An 18,078-nucleotide genomic window follows, 5' to 3' on the forward strand; every position below is an offset into this window, starting at 1 on the left:
TATGCCGCCGTCTTCGACCAGAGCCCGCCACAAGCCCACGCCCACAGATGCGGGACCGACGCTCGATCTCGACCGCTACGTGCCAGCGTTCATCACCTTCATCGCCAACAAGCTTTCGAACAGCGCGACGGCGTTCTATCAGAAGCAATTCGGCGTCAACGTCACGGAATGGCGGATCATGTCGCTGCTTGCGATCGAGCCCGGCATTCCCGCCTCGCGCATCTGCCACGTCATCGGCTTCGACAAGGGACCGGTGAGCAGGACGCTCACGGGGCTCGAGAAGCGCGGGCTGGTCTCGATCCGCACCGATCCGAACGACGGCCGCACCCATTCGATCTCGCTCACCGCGAAGGGCCGCACCACGCATGACAGGGTGATCGTCGCCGCGCTCGAACGTGAGCGCCGCCTGTTGTCCTGCCTCAGCAAGGACGAGCGCGAGGTGCTGATCGATCTCTTGCGGCGGCTGCACGAAAATCTCGGCGCGGTCACCGGCGGCACTGGGCCCTGACGGGCCGCGCATCGGGCGCCACCTTCGGTCACATCCAGGCATGCGCCGGCGCTTGCCGACGGCACCATGCGGGCCGAGCATCGTTTCCTCCAGGATCGGGATGCGGCAGTTTCCCCGCCGTCATCGCTGGCTGGAACGGTTCGCACAAATTAGTTGCTTAGGCAACAAAAGAAATGAGATATATTGCGGCAGGGTGGCTGGCGTATTTTGCGAGCCGCTTGCCCTATCTTCCGTCATTGCGAGCCAACGGGTCCGCGCGAAGCGCGGCCCGATGACAGGCTCCGCGAAGCAATCCAGAATCCTTCCGCGGGGACGAATCTGCTTCGTCGCAGGAGCCCCTCGCAATGACGGCGTGGAAGGAGCTTTGCCCGAAGTGACTTAGCTGCAGCCGATCCACTCGCCCGATGCGTCGTCATTCAACCGCACCACCGCATCGGCGCGCCGCGTCAGCACGGCGCGCTGGTTGATATAGCCTTTGTCGGTGATCTCGCCGCCATCGACGGATGGCGGCTCGGCGAGCAACAGAGCGCGCGTGGCGTGGCCGGAGGAGTTGGGGCCCCGCTGCTGCAGTTTCGCCAGGCCTTGCGCGACTGCATCCCTGACCCGGTCATGCGCCAGTACGTCACTCACATCAGCCGTCTCCGGCAGCCCGGCATGGGCGCGGCACGCCGCGATATTCGGAAACACCAGAAAGCGCACCTCGTCGCCGCCGTGGCCGGACACCACAATGTCCTGCGCCAGCGGCGCCAGCGCGGCGATGCCTGCGATGCGCAGCGTGCCGACGCTGACCCAGGTGCCCGAATTGAGCTTGAAGTCCTCCGCGACGCGGCCGTCGAAGAACAGGCCGCGCTCGGGCCGCGCGCTATCGGCAAGTTTCACGGCATCGCCGATGAGATAAAAGCCTTCGTCATCGAACGCCTGCTTCGTCAACTCCGGCGCCTTCCAATAGCCAGGCGTGACGTTGGGACCGCGCACCCGCACCTCCAGCTTGTCGCCGGAGGTGACCAGCTTCAGCTCGGTGCCGGGAATCGGCACGCCGATATTGCCGGAACGCTCGGCCAGGAAATGGCAGTCCGTCGCGAGCGGCGAGGTCTCCGTCGAGCCCCAGGCCGAAACCATCGGCAACGCACGGCCGACGGTCTCGATGGAAAGCTGCTCAAGAGCATCCCAGAGATTTTGCGGCAGCGCCGCGCCGGCATAGAAGGCGAATTTCACCTCGCCGAAGAAGCGGCGGCGCAATTCCTCGTCGCTTCGCAGCGAGGCGATCAGCATGTCGAAGCCGCGCGGCACGTTGAAATAGACCGTCGGCATCACGCTCTTCAGATTGGCGAGTGACATCGCGAACAGGCCAGGAGCAGGCTTGCCGCCGTCGATATAGAGTGAGCCGCCGTTGCGCAGCACGAGATTGAAATTGTGGTTGGCGCCGAAGGTGTGACTCCAGGGCAGCCAGTCGAGAATGACGAGATTGCCGCGGCTCTCTTCGAGGAAGGTCCAGGTCTGCGCCTTGGCCTGCTGGCTGGAGGTCAGCATGCGCTGGGTGTTGATGACCGCCTTGGGCGTGCCGGTCGAACCCGAGGTGAACAGGAACTTTGCGATCGTGTCCGGCGTCACCGCGGCAAGGGCCTTTGCGACCTCGGACGTCTCTGGCGATTCCACAATGGTGCGGAAGGGCAGCGAATCGGCGTCCTTGTCATGGCCGCTGATGATCTGGGCCGTGTGCAGCGGCCTGATCGCGGCCAGCGCCGCTGCGAAAGGCTTGGTTGCGGAAACATAGATCGCGCCCGGCTCGAGCAATGCGATCATGCTCTTGAGCTTGTCGAAGTCTTTCGACATCAGCGAATAGGCGGGCGAGATCGCGGCCGAGGGAACGCCCACGTGCTGGGCGGCAAGCGCGAGCAACGCGTGGTCGATACTGTTGTCGGAGAGGATCACGAGCGGGCGTTCGGCGCTGAGGCCCTGCGCCAGCATCCACGACGCCGCCGCGCGCACCTGCCGCAGCGCCTGCGCGTAGGTGACGGTGGTCCAGGGCGCCTCGACACCGCCACGTTCGGCCAGGAAGATCGTATCCGGCGTTTGCCGCGCCCACTGCTCCAGCCAGTCGCCGATGCAACGCGCGATCGCGCGCAGTGGCTCGGGCGAGCGCAGCACGATACTGCCGTCGGCGCGATGCTCTGCAACGGTCCTTGGTGTTGCGAACAGGCCTGCAACGTCACCGTCTGGGACGACCGTCATGTGTTTCCTCCTCCGCCCGGATACGGGTCCGGCCGCAGCCTCGTTCGGGCCGCTTTCCATAATGTTGGGCACGGCAATTGTTGTCGTCAACAACAATCTTTCTCTCGGGACCACGAGGCGTTAGCATCGCGCGACAGGAGACACCGACGTGACAGCCAGCGTAGCCCGGGCGGACAATCGCCCTTCCCCTCGCAAGCGTGCCGGCAATGGTGCGGCGGCTCGCGATGCCGCCGACGGCGTCGGCCTCGACGCGCTGGCCGGCCACGCCGGCTATGCGGTGCGGCGCTTCCAGATCTGGATCTTCCAGGACTTCATCAAGACGCTCGGCGAGGTGGACATCCGGCCGACGCAATATTCGGTGCTGACGATCATCGGCGCCAATCCAGGACTGTCGCAGATGGCCGTGGCAAAGCGGCTCGGCATCGAGCGCGCCCGACTGGTGCATCTGCTCGACAGCCTCGAACAGCGGAAGCTGGTGAAGCGGATCAAGTCGAAGACGAACCGGCGCTCCCACGCCTTGCACCTCACCGCGCAGGGCGAGACCGCGCTGGCGAAGTTCAAGCGGCTCGCGGCCGAGCACGAGCGCCACGTCGAGGCGAAGATCGGCCGGGAGAACCGACAACACCTGCTCAGGATCCTCGCCGACTTTACCTGACCCAATCTGCTCATAATTTAAGCAGATGCGCATGGCCGCGGGTTGACGCGCGCTCTCCAAGCGAGACGCAAGCTACTCGGAAAACTACAGTTTTGGGATCGCGCGGCCGTCGTTGATCCTGTACACAATGGCACATCGCTTGCTTCCCTCGGGCGAGGACAGATTGCCGGAGTTTTGTCGCCATGGGGGCTGAGCAGCCTGAAACGATTGCCGCGATTGTGGCCGCGCATCGCGCGGGGACGCGGACGCCGGCAGAGACGGTAGCGCGGACCTATCAGCGCATCCGCGACCACGGCGACCCAGCAATCTTCATCAGCCTGCGCGACGAGAAGGACGCGATCGCGGACGCCGAGAGACTGGCCACGGCGGATGCTGCGCGTCTGCCGCTCTACGGCGTGCCGGTCGCGGTGAAGGACAATATCGACGCGCTGGGCTTTCCGACCACAGCGGCCTGCCCGGCCTTCTCCTACTCGCCGGCACGCGACTCGACCGCCGTGGCGCGCCTGCGTGCCGCCGGCGCCATCATCATCGGCAAGACCAATCTCGACCAGTTCGCGACCGGGCTTGTCGGGGTGCGCTCACCCTACGGCATCCCGAGAAACCCGATCCGTGACGATCTCGTTCCCGGCGGCTCGAGCTCGGGCTCCGCAGTCGCCGTCGGCGCCGGGCTCGTGCCGCTTTCGCTCGGCACCGACACCGCCGGCTCGGGCCGCGTGCCGGCAATGCTCAACAACATCGTCGGGCTGAAGCCGAGCCTCGGCATGATCTCCAATGCGGGCCTGGTGCCGGCCTGCCGCACGCTCGACTGCATCTCGGTGTTCGCACTGACGGTGGACGACGCTGCCCTCGCGCTGTCGGTGATGGCCGGACCTGACCCGGCGGATCCGTTCTCGCGCGACCGGCCGCTCGGTGCCCTCACGCCGTTGCCTGCGAGCTTGCGTCTGGGCGTGCCGCGCAACGGACAGCTGATCTTCTTCGGCGACAAGGAATCGGAAGCCGCTTACGCCGATGCGCTGAAGCGATGCACTGCGCTTGGCGCCACGCTGGTCGAATTCGACCTCGAGCCGTTCTACGAGACCGCGCGGCTGCTCTATGAGGGACCGTGGGTCGCGGAGCGCTATCTCGTGATCAAGGATCTGCTCGCCTCCGCGCCCGATGCCATCCATCCCGTGACGCGCGAGATCACCGCGGCCGGCGCGCGACTGACCGCGGCGGAGACCTTTTCCGCGCTATACCGCCTGCAAGGCTTGCGCAAGATCGCCGAGCGGACGTTTGCAGGCATCGACGCGCTGGTGCTGCCGACCGCGCCGACGGCCTATACGACCGCGCAGGTCCTGGCCAATCCGATCGAGCTCAACAGCCGGCTCGGCACCTACACCAATTTCGTCAACCTGCTCGACCTCTGCGGCCTCGCGGTGCCGGCGGCGATGCGCGCGGACGGCATCCCGTTCGGCGTCACGCTGCTCGCGCCCGCAGGACGCGATGCGATGCTGGCGAGCATCGGCCGCGTGTTCCATGCCGATACGAAGCTGACCATCGGCGCAAAGGGTACGGCGCAGCCCCCGCTCGCAGCGCTCGCCACCAGCACCGGCGACGACATACCGATCGCAGTCGTCGGCGCGCATCTGTCCGGCATGGCGCTCAACGGCGAATTGACCGCACTGAACGGACGCCTGATCGAGGCGACGAAGACGGCCCCCGACTACAAGCTCTACGCACTCAAGACCACACCGCCAAAACCGGGCATGCTGCGCGTCGCAGCCGGCAAGGGCGCCGCCATCGAGCTGGAGATCTGGTCGCTGTCGCCGTCCGCCTTCGGCAGGTTCGTCAGCGCGATCCCCGCACCGATGGCGATCGGCACGGTGCGCCTTGCGGATGGGCGCCCGGTGAAGGGGTTTCTCGTCGAGCCCGAAGCGCTGGGCGACGCCCGCGAAATCACCGCTTACGGCGGCTGGCGCGCCTATATGGCGGAAGCCGCGACGGCGTAGACGACAGTTGCGATCTCACGCCGATTTGCGCCAGGCGGCTTCGTTCTTCTTCTCGTAATCGTCGAATGCCTTGACGAGGCCCGACAGCACCTCGGCCGACGTCTCGAACATGGCAGTGAGCTGCGGCTCGTCGACCTTGCGGATGTCTTCGCGCAGATGCGTCACGGTCTCCTGCAGACGTTGCTTCATTTTCTGGGTGTGATGCCGGGGATCTTTCTCGGACGACGCCATGATGCTTCTCCTCATCGGATCGATGGGAGCAAACGATCGCCGCAAAGCCGGGTTCCCGACGGGAGACCTCGCTCCTTCACCTCCTGGTGAACGCATAACAATCAAACCGAAACGGCGTAGATCTCATACTCGCCGCGCACCAGTTCGATATGCGCGCGCATCGCGGCGGCCGCACCCTGCTTGTCGCCGCGCATGATGGCGACGACGACGCGGTCGTGCTCGGCCTGCGATTTCGCCAATCGACCGAGATTGCGAAATTGGGCGCGGCGGAACGGCTGCACGCGCACGCGTGTCGCCAACGTGATCTCGGCGATGTAGCCGTTCTGCGATCCCGCATAGATCGCGTTGTGGAAGCGTTCGTTGACCTCGTGGAAGCGATCGGGATTGCCGGCGTAGCTCAGCACCCGCAGCTCCTCGTGGATGGCTTCCAGGCCGTGGCGCTCGGCCGCCGACATGCGTTCGGCGGCAAGGCCTGCGCACAATGCCTCGAGCTCGGCCATCGCCTCGAACATGCTCTTGAGCCGCGCGATGGATGGCCGCGCCACCACCGCGCCGCGATGGGGCCGCGCCTCGACCAGCCCGCTCGCCACCAGCTGGCGCAGCGCCTCGCGCACCGGCGTGCGCGAGACGTTGAAGCGGCGTGCGATGTCGGTCTCGTCCAGCGGCGCGCCCGGCGCCAGCGTTCCCCGCACGATCTCGTCGGCAAGCTGCAGGCGCAGTTCCTCGGCGCGCGTGACCTTCTGCAGCGACGGCAACGCCCGGTCGACGCGCGGCACTACCGGCTCCGACGGTAGTGTTCCCCGCGGAAGATCATCAAGCGTCATGCGGTCTCTTTCGGCTCGTCGATCATGCTGACATGGGCGGCGACGACGCGCCATCCTTCCGGAAAGCGTATCCAGGTCTGCATCTGCCGGCCGACCTTGCCGGGCGCCGTGTCGCGATAGAACAGGGTGGAGGCCACGGCCGTGTCGCGGCCATAGCTGCTGATGACGGTCTTTGCGGTGCGCCGATTCAGCCCGACGGGGGAGCGGGCGGCGCGGAAGCCTGAGATCGCCTCGTAGCCATAAAGGTTCTCGCCGATGCCATAGCGCAGCGTGCGGGGATCGTTGCGGAAGAGCTCACCGAGCACAGCGACGTCGTTGCTGACGAGGGCCTGCTCATAGCGTTCGAACGCGGCTTTGACTTCCGCGATCACGTCGGGGAGATCAATCTCCATCTCAAAATCCTCTCAAAGTCCCCTCGGCGCGGGCGCGGCGGCTACGCCCATCTTTTCCAGCGTGTGGGCGACGCGCAACGCGATGTCCTCTCGCCAGGGCGCGGCGATGATCTGCACGCCGATCGGCAGCGGCTCGAGCGGCACCGGCACGGCGACGACAGGGAGGCCGACGAACGAGATCGGCTGCGTGTGGATGCCGATATTGGCACGCACCGGCAGCTCGACGCCGTCGAGATTGAAATTGACCTGGCCGAGCTTCGGCGCGGTGCAGGGCGTCGCCGGCGCAAGCAGCACGTCGACGGACTTGAAGATCTCGGCAAGCTGCGCGCGATACCAGCGGCGAAACTTTTGCGCGCGATCGACCATTGGGGCGGGCACCATGGCGCCCGCGATCAGCCGGTCACGTACCGCCGGATCGAAATCGTTCGGACGCTTGCGGAGGCGATCGAGATGCAGCGAAGCACCTTCGGTCGTGGTGATGACATAGGCCGCCGCGCGGGCACGCGAAGCTTCCGGGATATCGACCACCTGCGTTGCGCCAAGCGCCTTGGCAACGCGGCCGATCGCCTCCACCGCTTCCGGAAACACGTTCTTCTGGAAGTGGCCGCCGGCGATGGCAATGCGCAAGTCCGAGATGGGATTGGCGATCAAAGGCAGCGTCGGCTCGAGGCCGCGCGTCGTGCAGGCGCTGTCCTCCGCGTCCGGCCCTTGCATCGCATCATAGGCGAGCGCGAGATCGGCGGCCGAGCGCGCGAACGGGCCGAGATGATCGAGGCTCGCCACGAACGGGAACGAGCGCGCCCGCGACAGCCGGCCATAGGTCGGCTTCAGGCCAAAGATGCCGCAGAAGGAGGACGGCACGCGGATCGAGCCGTTGGTGTCCGATCCGAGCGCGATCGGCACCAGCGCGCCACCGACGGCGCTGCCCGAACCGCCGGAGGAGCCGCCGCTCATCCGCGTCGTGTCGTGCGGGTTGCGCGAGGGCCCGTCGTGGATGTTCTCGCCGGTGAAGTCGTAGGCATATTCGCCCATGTTGAGGGCGCCGACGAGAACAGCGCCGGCCGCTTCCATGCGCTCGATCAGCGTGGCATCGCGCTTGGCGGGCGCGAGGTCGCGGTTGATCTTGGAGCCGGCCCTCGTCGGCAGACCAGCGACGTCGAACAGGTTCTTCACCGCGAACGGCACGCCGGCAAGCGGGCCGACTTCCTTGCCGGCAGCCAGGTCGGCATCGATCGCGCGGGCCTTCGCGCGGGCGCGATCGGCAGTGACGTCGGTGAAGGAATTAAGGACACCATCATGCTGCTTGATGCGCGCAAGCGCGGCTTCGGTGGCGTCGAGCGCCGACATCTTGCCGCCGGCAACCGCGCTGGCGATCTCGGAGGCTGTCATTTCCGGCTTTGTGGTCATGGCAGCATCAGGCCGTGAAGATCGGTGCCGGCTCGGTCTCGTCCGGCAGCGCGAATTCGTCGACGAGGCGGGCGAGCCGCAGCGAGACGTCGAGATTGGCGCGCACCGAAGGCCGCCAGGCCTCCTCGATCGGAAGCGCCAGAGCTTTCGATACGGCGTCGATATAGTCGTCCAGGGGTTCGGCCATCACGCTCTCAAGCAATCAGTGCACCGGCAACGGCGGATGCGGGATCGCCGTCAGCAGCTCCTTGGTGTAATCGTCCTTGGGATCGCTGAGCACCTGCTCGGAAGAGCCCTCCTCGACGATCCGTCCCGTCCGCATCACAATGACACGATCGCACAACAAGCGCACCACATTCAAATCATGCGAGACGAACAGATAGCTCATACCTAGGCGCTGCTTCAGGTCCTGGAGCAGATTGAGCACCACGGCCTGTACCGAGACGTCGAGCGCTGCGGTCGGCTCGTCCAGGATGACGAGTTTTGGATGCAGCGCGATGGCGCGGGCGATGCCGACGCGGGCCTTCTGGCCGCCCGACAATTGATGCGGGAAGCGGTCGAGCAGATTGTGCGGCAGGCCGACCATGGTGGCCAGTTCCTCGCAGCGCGCTCGCAGCGCGTCGCGGCCCTTGATGTCGCCGAGCTGCATAATGGGATCGGCAATTGCGCGCGCGGCGGTGAAGCGGGGGTTGAGGCTGTCGGTGGGGTCCTGGAACACCATCTGGATGCGGCTGCGCTGCGGCATCCGGGCAAAGGCCGATGGTGCGATGGCGGATATGTCCTCGCCGTCGAACTGGATCAGGCCGGAGGTCTGGTCCAGGAGCCGCATCACCATCATCGACGTCGTCGATTTGCCGCAGCCGGATTCGCCGACCAGGCCGACGCTCTCGCCATGGCCGACGGCAAAGGAGATGCCGTCGACGGCGCGGAACACGTCAGGCTCGACCGGCGGCCTGCGGCTGAACAATTTGCCCAGTACGGCGGTCGCGCCCTGGCGGGGGTATTCCTTCACGAGCTTGTCGACGAAGAGGAGGGGCCTTGCACTCTCGTCACCCCCCATCGAGGGAGAGGCGTCTTTCGAAGTTCGATCGATGGCCGGTTCGGGCCCGGCCATGACAGACGGAGATTGCGCCGCTACGCCCTCCTCCTCCGGCAGCAAGTCTCGCAAGGACACGCCGAGCCGCGGCGTCGCACGCATCAGCTTCCTGGTGTAGGGGTGCTGCGGGTTGGCAAAGATGTCGACGGCCTTGGCGGTCTCGACCACGCGGCCCTTCTCCATCACCACGACGCGGTCGCAATAGGCGGCGGCGAGGCCCAGGTCGTGGGTGATCAGGATTGTCGACATCGCACGTCGCTTGGTCAGCTCGACGATCAGGTCCATCACCGCCTTCTGGGTGGTGACGTCGAGGCCGGTGGTCGGCTCGTCGGCGATCAGCAGCTGCGGATTGCAGGCGAGCGCGAGCGCGATGACGACGCGCTGGCACATGCCCCCCGAAAGCTCGAACGGATAGGCGTGGTAGCGCTCGCGCGGACGGGCTATCTTGACCTGCTCCAGCGCCTCGATGGCCTTCTCGCCGCGATCGGAAACCATCGCCTGCTGCACATGGGTGCGCAGCACATCCTCGATCTGGTCGCCGACCTTCCGGATCGGATTGAGCGCGGCGCGCGGGTTCTGGAAGATCATCGAGACTTCGCGCCCGCGCAGGTCACGCATCTGGTCTTCGGTCGCCGCCTTGACGTCGATGCCCGAAAACATCACCGAGCCCTCGGCGATCCGCCCGGCGCGGTCGAGGATGCGCATCACTGCATAGGACGTCACCGACTTGCCGGAGCCGGACTCGCCGACGATGGCCAGCGTCTCGCCCTTGGCGACGGAAATGTTGACGTGCTGCACCGCCTTGACGATGCCGCGGCGGGTGCTGAACTCGACCGTGAGATCCTGGACGTCGAGCAGAGGCGGGGCGGTCATGAACGCCTCCCGTCGCTCGAGAGTTCGAAAACAACCCCATGCACAGTAGAGGCGCGACTGAAATCGTTGGAGAATTTGCGACAGGCGTTTGCCATCACGTCCTCCGCTGCGGGTCGACGATGTCGCGCAGGCCGTCGCCGAGAAGGTTGAAGCAGAACACGGCGATCATCAGGGCAAGGCCCGGAAACAGCGCGATCCACCATTCGCCTGAGACCATGAAGCCGGCGCCTTCGGCGACCATGATACCCCATTCGGCAGTCGGCGGACGCACGCCAAGGCCGATGAAGGACAGGCCCGCGGCGTTGAGGATGGCGTAGCCCATGGTCAGCGACATCTGCACGATCATGATCGGCATGATGTTCGGGAGGATGTGCACCAGGAGGATGCGGAATTCGCCGTTGCCGGACAGCCGCGCGGCCTGCACGAAGCCGGCGTTGCGGCGGACATTGGCCTCGGCGCGCGCGACGCGGGCATAGAGCGGAAAATTCACGATCGCGGTGGCAAGGATGATGTTCTGCACGGTGTTGCCGAGCGCCGCGACGATGCCCATCGCCAGCACGAACAGCGGGAAGGCCATGATGGTATCGGCGATGCGGCCGACGATGCGATCGGTCCAGCCGCCGAAATAGCCGGCCGCGATGCCGGCGAGGCCCCCCATCAGGAACACCAGCGCGACCGAGGCGACCGCGATGAAGAGATCGAGGCGTGTCGCGACGATGACGCGGCTGAAAATGTCGCGCCCAAGCTGATCGGTGCCGAACCAATGCGCCGCCGATGGCGGCTTCAAGGCGGCGGCGGTGTCGGAGGCGAGCGGATCGTAGGGGACCACGTAGGGGCCGAGGATCGCGGCGGCGAGGATCAGGACCAGTAGCGCGAAGGCAAAGCCGGTGACCTTGTTCTCGCTCAGCACGTAGCGGGTCTGATCGAGGATCGCGACCCATCCCGAGGTCCGCGCGGGACCGACAGGTTCAACGGCAGGCGAAACGGTGCTCATCGAATCCCCCTACCCTTCCAGTCGCACACGCGGATCAATCACGCCGTAGAGAATGTCGATCACGAGATTGAGCAGCACGTACATGACGGCCATGGTCAGCACGAAGCCCTGCACCGGCGCGAAATCCGACGAGATCAACGCTTCGACGGCGTAGGAGCCGATGCCAGGCCAGGCGAACACCTTCTCGACCAGCACATTGGCGCCGAGCAGGAACGAGAACACCATGCTGAGCGTGGTGATCACGGGCAGCATCGCATTGCGGAAGGCGTAGGTGACGATGACGGTCGATGGCGACAGGCCGCTGGCGCGGGCGGTGCGCACGAACTCCGAAGCCAGCACCGCCAGCATCGAGGCGCGCGTCATGCGCGCGATCGGCGCCAGGGAGAAGATCGCGAGCGTGGTTGCAGGCAGGATGAGCTGGCTCAGCGCGGAGCGAAACGCCTCGACATCGCGCGCGACCAGAGTGTCGATCAGATAGAAGCCGGTGACGGTCGGCGGCGCGCTGTAGAACACGTCGAGGCGCCCGAGCGGCGCCGGCGACCAGCCGAGGCGGAAGTAGAACACATAGACCAGCACGAGGCCGGTGAAGAACACCGGCAGCGACACGCCGGCCGTGGTCGTGACACGGCAGAGATGATCGATCCATGACCCCGGCCGCGTCGCGGCGAGCACGCCGAGCGGGATCGCGATCGCGACCGAGACGAACAGGCCGAGCAGCGTGAGTTCAGCAGAGGCCGGCAGGCGGTTGCGGATCTCGGCCGCGACCGGTTGTCCCGTGGTGAGCGAGTTGCCGAAATCGCCGTGCGCGAGATCATTGGTGTAGCGGAAGAACTGCTCGATCAGCGGCTTGTCGAGGCCGAGTTTCTTGCGGATCTGCTCGACGGCTTCCTTCGTTGCGGCGGGACCGGCGAAATAGGCGGCGGGGTCACCGGGCAGCGCCCGCGTCAGCAGGAAGGTGACGATGACGACGCCGATCAGCGAGGGTATCGCGAACATCAGGCGCTTGGCGATCATGGTCAGCATGAGGGCGTCTCGCGCTTTGCTTTGAAACGAGATCGCGCTCCGTGCGCCGCTGCGTTCCCTCCCCCCTTGTGGGGGAGGGCTAGGGAGGGGGGTGGCTCCGGGAGAGGTCGGAGTTCGTGGCTACCCCTCTCCCCACCCCTCCCCCACAAGGGGGGAGGGAGCCTGAAGAGCGTGCTCACCTCACCCATATCCCCTCACCCCTTCGCCATCGCGCGATAGTCGAGCCTCCGATGGAACCAGTATTGATAGCCGCTGATGTTCTTCTGCATCGCGACGTTGACGTAGGGCTGGTACAGCGGGATGCGCGGCATGTCGGCGTAGGCGAGGTCGACGAAGCCCTTGACGTCGGCATCGTAGGCGGCCTTGTCGCCGGCAGCCGCCGCGGTGCGCGCACCGTCGATGAGCTTGTCCATCGCGGCCGACTTGTAGCTCATGGTGTTGAACACGGAATTGTTGCCGTGATAGCACCAGTAGAAGAAGTATTCGGGGTAATCGAGCCAGCCCGAGAACACGTTGGTGAAGAGCGGCATCTCCTTCTTGTTCAGTTCGGTGCGCCAGTTGGCGCCGGGCACCTTGTTGATGGTGGTCTTGATGCCGAGCTGCGCGAGGCTCTCCTGCACCAGCACGCAGAGCGGCTCGTTGACGCCGGCGAAGTTGAGGTCGAACGAGATCGTGGTCTCGAAGCCGTTGGCGTAACCGGCCTCGGCCAGCAGCGCCTTCGCCTTCTCCATGTCCGTGTTGAACCTGTGCGGCTGCGGCCAGGCGACCTCGGTCGGCTTGTCCTTGGCCGCACCGAACATGGGATTGCCGAGGCCGAACAGCACGGCGTCCATGATCTTCTGATACGGCATCGCATAGGCCATGGCCTGCCGCACCTTCGGATTGTCGAACGGCGGCTTGGTCACGTTCATGCCGATATACTGAATACCGTTGGAGAACGGCAGCGACACCACGTTGAGCTTGCCGTTGGCCTTCATCTCCTGGAAATCCTTGAAGGGCAGCTCATAGGAGATGTCGGCATCGCCGCGCTCGAGCAGCGCCCGGCGGTTGCCGGCCTGCGGCACCATGCGCCAGATCACGCGCTTGATCTTCGGCAGGGGACCGCCGACCCAGGCGTCGTTGCGCTCCATCACCACTTCGGTGCCGGCCGTCCACTTCACCACCTTGTAGGCGCCGGAGCCCGCGGTCTGCTGCTTGGTGAATTCGAGGCCCCAGGGGTCCTTCTCGCTGGCGTTCTTCTTCACCAGCTCGGAATTGACGATGCAGGGCACGATGACGGCAAGATCTGGGATCGTCAGCCTGTCCTTCTTCAGGAAGTCGACGCGCACCGTGTGGTCGTCGATGACGACGAACTGCTCGGCCTTGGTGAGCGATCCCGCGCTCATCTGGAAGGTCGGGAAGCCGCCGACGCTGACCGCGCGATCGAGCGACCATTTCACGTCTCTCGCGGTAACCGGCGTGCCGTCGTGGAATTTGGCGTTCTTCTTCAGCTTGAAGGTGACCGACATGTCGTCGATCTTCATGTCGTCGGCGAGCTCGCCCTTGAACTTGTCGCGGTCGTAATAGGGCACCCCGCCGGGGCCGCTCTTCATCTCGTGGCTGATCAGGCGGTCGTAGCAGTTCCAGGACACCTCATAGCCGGGCACGTTGGTGCCGACGCCGTGGATGTCGAGATTGTTGGGGCCGCCCTCCGAGACGATCAGGAGTGTCTCCGAACGCGCGTCGGCCTTGGCCGAGGAGATCACCGAGGGCATGGCCGGAAGCGCCGCTCCGGCGGCCAGTCCGGAAACGGATTTGAGGAAATCGCGGCGCTTCATGAAAGGCTCCAAAACAATGTTTCGTTGGAACCGGATTCGCAAGGTTCGTGCCAGAGCTTAACGAGGCGTTACATAGCCCATAAGCCACTGACATTGCTCATATCTAGCCGCCAAAGCCGCAAACTGCGACGTGGGGAGGGCAGCTTAGATTGCATACAATGATCGGCATATTGCACACAATATATGCAAACTAACACGACCGCTCATTCGAAAGGCGGCAGCAGAATGATCCTTCGCGAACGTCGCGATACAGCGGCACCATCGGCGTCATTCCGAGGCGCGTCGAGTCATCAGCCCGCCCAGATCAGCTCCTGCAGCTCGACCAAATCCTTCGCCCTCCCCTGCCAGCCCTCGACGCAGATGTGCGCGTTGAGGTCGCTGGCGCGGTGCAGCAGCATCAGGGCCATCAGGCGCCGCTTGAGGACGAAGTCGAGCTTCTCATAGCCAAAACCCTCGAGCAGGCTTTTGACCCTCCCCGGCCGGCCCGCCGCCATGGAGGCGCTGGGGCCGAGCAGGTCGTAATCGCGCCATCCCGCCAGCACGTCGCCGAAGTCGAACAGCCCGGCGAGCGACCACTGGCCGTCATCGCAGGCGAGCAAGAAGTTCTCGGGAATGTATTCGCCGATCAGGATCACCGGCGGCGCATCCATCGGGATGAGCTCGGCGGCATCGCGCAGGAGATCGTCGAGGCCCCTCAGGAATTTGGGCGCGAGGCCAAGACGCGTATGCCGTGCCTCGCAGCCCTGCATCTGGGCGCGCATGAATTCGTCCCAGCGCGGCTCGAGATGCGCGAGCGCGCCGAGCGGGGCGCGCTGCACGCTCGCGATGGTCTCCCCGATCTGGCGCAGCAGGCGCTCCTTCTGGTCTTCCGGCAGCTGCGGCCAGACTTCCGAACCGAGCGTGCCGGCAAGGCGCGTCATGATCAGATAGCGCCAGCCGTCTCGCACGCCCTCGGCGACGATCTCCGGGATCGGCAGATCGAGGCGACCCTTGAGCTGTGCCAGCGAGGCGCGCTCGGAGACGAATTGCGCACGCAAGAGCGGGGGGAAGATCTTGAGGATCAGCCCGTCGCCGAGCCCGACGACGAGGTTGGTCCCGGTTGGAAACACATGCGGCGCGCTGGCGTCGAGCCCGTGGCTGCGCGCGATGTCGAGCGCGACCGGCAACCAACGCGCCGCATCGGAGCGGAAGGCGCGGAAGCTTTCGGCGTCGGTGAGGTCTGGCAATCTCATCGGGCTTGCATTCTGCAAACAGTGTCCTTGCGGGCCGTCCTTCGAGACGCCCGCTTTGCGGGCTCCTCAGATGAGGAGCTGTTGCGCGGCAGCATTGTCACCGGCACCGGCGCTGCCTAGCCTCATCCTGAGGAGCCCGCCGGAGGCGGGCGTCTCGAAGGACGAGGCGCGCGCTCAGATCGTCCCTAGCGCTCCGGACTTGCACGCTCGAACTGGCGCAGGATCTTGTTGCCGCGCTCGACAGCGGAACTAAGCGCTTCCTGCGCGCTCTTCTGGCCGGCGAAGGCGCGCTCGAGCTCGTCCTCGATCGCGCCGCGGATCAGGACGAAGGAGCCGAGCCGGATGCCCTTGGAATTCTCCGTCGGCGGATTGAGCGTGATCTGCTCGAACGAGATCGCCGAGCCCGGATTGCGCTCGTAGAAGCCTTGCGAGCGCGTCAGCTCGAAGGCGGCGCGGGTCACAGGCAGATAGCCGGTGTTCTGATGCCAGGCAGCCTGCACGCCGGGCTGCGACAGGTAGGCGAAGAACCGCGCCACACCCTTGTATTCCTCGCGAGGACGGTCGCGCAGCACCCACAAGGTGGCACCGCCGATGATCGAGTTCTGCGGCGCGCCCTTCACGTCGGGCCAGTACGGCATCATGCCGTAGCCGATCTCGAACTTCGAATTGGCCTTGATGTCGGCGCGGGTCGCCGAGGAGCCGATGAAGATGCCGCATTCGCCCTTCTGGAAGCGCGGCTCGGCCGATTGCCCGCGGCCGCTGTAGTCGAACACCTTCGTCTTCTGCCACTCGCTGAGCGCCGCGACATGATGGACGAGCACCGGATTGTCGATGGTCAGTCCCGCATCCAATCCGGCAAAGCCGTTCGCCCGCGTCGCCAGCGGCAAATTGTGGAAGGCGGAGAAATTCTCGACATGGATCCAGGACGGCCAGGACGTGGTGAAGCCGCACGCAGCGCCACGGTCGCGCAGGCGCTTCGCGGCCGCCCCCAAGTCCGGCCAGGTTTTCGGCGGCTTGTCCGGATCGAGGCCCGCGTCGCGGAACATGGTCTTGTTGTAGTAGAGAATCGGCGTCGAGGAATTGAACGGGAAGGACAGGAGATTGCCGGCGGCATCGGTGTAGTAGCCGGAAACCGCGGGCAGGTAATCGCCCAGCGAGAACGGCTCGCCCTGGTCCCGCATCAGGCTGAACACCGGATAGATCGCGCCCTTGGCCGCGGTCATGGTCGCGGTGGCGACCTCGTTGACCTGGACGATCGCGGGCTGGCTGCGCGAGCGGAAGGCAAAGATCGCCGCTGTGACCGTCTCGGTGTAATTGCCCTTGTAGACGGGCACGATGCGGTAATCGGACTGCGAAGCGTTGAAGTCCGAGGCCAGCTTCTCGAGCTGCCGCCCGAGTTCGCCGGACATGGCGTGCCACCACGCGATCTCGGTCGCGGCACGCGCGGGGGCGGCCAATGAAAGCGCCGCAAGGACGGCAACGAGCTGCAAGAGGCGTAAGGCTGACATCAGGATGGCTCTTTCCGGCCCGCGGTCGAAAAAACGCCGCTGCCCTGCTTAAGGCGCGACATACCCAGTTTCAACCGGGAATGAACGCCGGCCGCGCCGCACAATCGGCCTGCGGAATCACGCGGAATGGCCGTCCCTCGACCATCTGCCGGGGGCCGTTCCGATCGGACCGGGCTCCCGATTCCTATTCTGACGCGTTTTGCTGACGACAACCGGTCTCCACTTCGCTTGAAAACGCTTTAGATTGCATTGAACCTTTTCCATCTGCCATAGACTCCACCACTGAGGGGTTGAGTGTGCCAGTGCTGAGCCGTGCCGAACTCTCGCGGACCGGGGTGATCTTCGTCGCGCTTGTGCTTGCCGTCTGGACGACGGGCGCCGTTGCGCGCGAATTTCGCGCCGCCGACACCCAGGCCGAGGATTACCCGACCGTCCAGGCGCTGCGCTACATGGGCGCCCTGATCGCCGAGCGCTCCAGTGGCCGGCATGAGATCAAGGTGTTCCATTCCCGCCAGCTCGGCGAGGAAAAGGAGACCATCGAGCAGACCCGGGCCGGCGCGATCGACCTCAACCGGACCAACGTGGCGCTGATCGGCAATTTCGTTCCGGCGATGAACGTGCTCGCGATGCCGTTCCTGTTCCGGTCCATCGAGCACATGCAGAAGGTGCTGGACGGACCCATCGGCAGCGAGATCCTGAACAGCTTCGAGCCCTACGGCTTCGTCGGGCTCACCTTCTACGATTCCGGCGCGCGGTCGATCTACAATGGCGTTCGCCCGGTGAAGACTGTCGCCGATCTCAAGGGATTGCGGATCCGGGTGCAGCAGTCGGAGTTGATGAGCCAGATGATGCGCGCGCTCGGCGCCGAACCGGTCGAGCTGCCATACGGACAGGTGCTCACCGGGCTCGCCAACCAGCTGATCGACGGCGCCGAGAACAACTGGCCATCTTTCGTGACGACGGACCATTACAAGCATGCCGGCCACTACACGCTCACCGAGCACACGATGAGCCCGGAGGTGCTGGTGATCTCGCTCAAGGCCTGGAAAAGCCTCTCGGCGGAGGAGCAGACGATCTTCAAGGAGGCGGCGCAACGCTCCAGCCGGTTCATGCGCGAGAAGTGGCGCGACCTCGAGGAGCAGTCGCAGCGCAAGGCGCAGGACGCGGGCGTGACCATCATCAAGGAGATCGACCGCAGGCCGTTCGAGGAGGCGATGACGGCGATCTACGACAAGGCCGGGCGCGATCCGGCCGCGGCCGCGCTGATCGAACGTATTCGCAAGGTGGAGTAGAGCTTC

Annotated in this window: 16 protein-coding genes; 4 read left to right on the forward strand and 12 right to left on the reverse strand. The window is 65.4% G+C overall.

What is annotated here, in order from left to right; translation table 11 throughout:
• The first annotated feature begins 1 nt into the window (after position 1).
• Complete coding sequence (locus ASG57_RS25530; RefSeq protein ID WP_057198013.1) at positions 2-508, forward strand: MarR family winged helix-turn-helix transcriptional regulator; 507 nt, start codon at positions 2-4, stop codon at positions 506-508.
• 378 nt (positions 509-886) lie between these two features.
• Here the strand turns inward: ASG57_RS25530 and ASG57_RS25535 are convergent, their stop codons facing one another.
• Positions 887-2,740, reverse strand: coding sequence for a feruloyl-CoA synthase (locus tag ASG57_RS25535; RefSeq protein WP_057198015.1), 1,854 nt, complete (start codon positions 2,738-2,740; stop codon positions 887-889).
• Positions 2,741-2,888: 148 nt separating this feature from the next.
• On the opposite strand from ASG57_RS25535, the gene ASG57_RS25540 reads away from it, so the two are divergent.
• Positions 2,889-3,395, forward strand: coding sequence for a MarR family winged helix-turn-helix transcriptional regulator (locus ASG57_RS25540; protein WP_057198017.1), 507 nt, complete (start codon positions 2,889-2,891; stop codon positions 3,393-3,395).
• Positions 3,396-3,577: 182 nt separating this feature from the next.
• Positions 3,578-5,383, forward strand: a complete 1,806-nt coding sequence (atzF, locus tag ASG57_RS25545) for an allophanate hydrolase (protein WP_057198019.1) — start codon at positions 3,578-3,580, stop codon at positions 5,381-5,383.
• A gap of 15 nt (positions 5,384-5,398) precedes the next feature.
• Here atzF and ASG57_RS25550 read toward each other — a convergent pair whose 3' ends face one another.
• From ASG57_RS25550 to ugpB, 11 genes are all read right to left on the reverse strand, one after another.
• Positions 5,399-5,614 carry a hypothetical protein gene (locus ASG57_RS25550; RefSeq protein ID WP_029673845.1) on the reverse strand — a complete coding sequence of 72 codons (216 nt, stop codon included), beginning with the start codon at positions 5,612-5,614 and terminating at the stop codon, positions 5,399-5,401.
• A 101-nt stretch (positions 5,615-5,715) separates the two neighbouring features.
• Complete coding sequence (locus tag ASG57_RS25555; RefSeq protein ID WP_057198020.1) at positions 5,716-6,438, reverse strand: GntR family transcriptional regulator; 723 nt, start codon at positions 6,436-6,438, stop codon at positions 5,716-5,718.
• Positions 6,435-6,830: an oxalurate catabolism protein HpxZ gene (hpxZ, locus tag ASG57_RS25560; protein WP_024337050.1), complete on the reverse strand. Its 396-nt coding sequence runs from the start codon at positions 6,828-6,830 to the stop codon at positions 6,435-6,437. The genes ASG57_RS25555 and hpxZ overlap by 4 nt, the downstream gene beginning before the upstream one ends.
• 12 nt (positions 6,831-6,842) lie before the next feature.
• Entirely contained in the window at positions 6,843-8,237 is a 1,395-nt protein-coding gene (locus ASG57_RS25565) for an AtzE family amidohydrolase (protein ID WP_057198022.1), read from the reverse strand.
• A 7-nt stretch (positions 8,238-8,244) separates the two neighbouring features.
• A complete protein-coding gene (locus tag ASG57_RS25570; protein WP_057198223.1) occupies positions 8,245-8,424 on the reverse strand; it encodes a DUF4089 domain-containing protein in 180 nt (59 codons plus the stop codon).
• Positions 8,425-8,439: 15 nt separating this feature from the next.
• Positions 8,440-10,206, reverse strand: coding sequence for a dipeptide ABC transporter ATP-binding protein (locus ASG57_RS25575; RefSeq protein WP_057198024.1), 1,767 nt, complete (start codon positions 10,204-10,206; stop codon positions 8,440-8,442).
• 94 nt (positions 10,207-10,300) lie between these two features.
• Entirely contained in the window at positions 10,301-11,200 is a 900-nt protein-coding gene (locus tag ASG57_RS25580) for an ABC transporter permease (RefSeq protein ID WP_057198025.1), read from the reverse strand.
• A 9-nt stretch (positions 11,201-11,209) separates the two neighbouring features.
• Positions 11,210-12,223 (reverse strand): ABC transporter permease, encoded by a 1,014-nt coding sequence (locus ASG57_RS25585; protein WP_057198027.1) that lies wholly within the window; start codon positions 12,221-12,223, stop codon positions 11,210-11,212.
• 194 nt (positions 12,224-12,417) lie between these two features.
• Positions 12,418-14,040, reverse strand: a complete 1,623-nt coding sequence (locus ASG57_RS25590) for an ABC transporter substrate-binding protein (protein WP_057198029.1) — start codon at positions 14,038-14,040, stop codon at positions 12,418-12,420.
• Positions 14,041-14,330: 290 nt separating this feature from the next.
• Positions 14,331-15,272: an aminoglycoside phosphotransferase family protein gene (locus ASG57_RS25595; RefSeq protein ID WP_057198031.1), complete on the reverse strand. Its 942-nt coding sequence runs from the start codon at positions 15,270-15,272 to the stop codon at positions 14,331-14,333.
• 185 nt (positions 15,273-15,457) lie between these two features.
• Positions 15,458-16,780: a sn-glycerol-3-phosphate ABC transporter substrate-binding protein UgpB gene (ugpB, locus tag ASG57_RS25600; RefSeq protein WP_028145796.1), complete on the reverse strand. Its 1,323-nt coding sequence runs from the start codon at positions 16,778-16,780 to the stop codon at positions 15,458-15,460.
• A gap of 296 nt (positions 16,781-17,076) precedes the next feature.
• On the opposite strand from ugpB, the gene ASG57_RS25605 reads away from it, so the two are divergent.
• Positions 17,077-18,072 carry a TRAP transporter substrate-binding protein gene (locus tag ASG57_RS25605; RefSeq protein ID WP_057198034.1) on the forward strand — a complete coding sequence of 332 codons (996 nt, stop codon included), beginning with the start codon at positions 17,077-17,079 and terminating at the stop codon, positions 18,070-18,072.
• Positions 18,073-18,078: the final 6 nt, after the last annotated feature.

Source organism: Bradyrhizobium sp. Leaf396, from assembly GCF_001424605.1.
Classification (GTDB): Bacteria; Pseudomonadota; Alphaproteobacteria; order Rhizobiales; family Xanthobacteraceae; genus Bradyrhizobium; species Bradyrhizobium japonicum_C.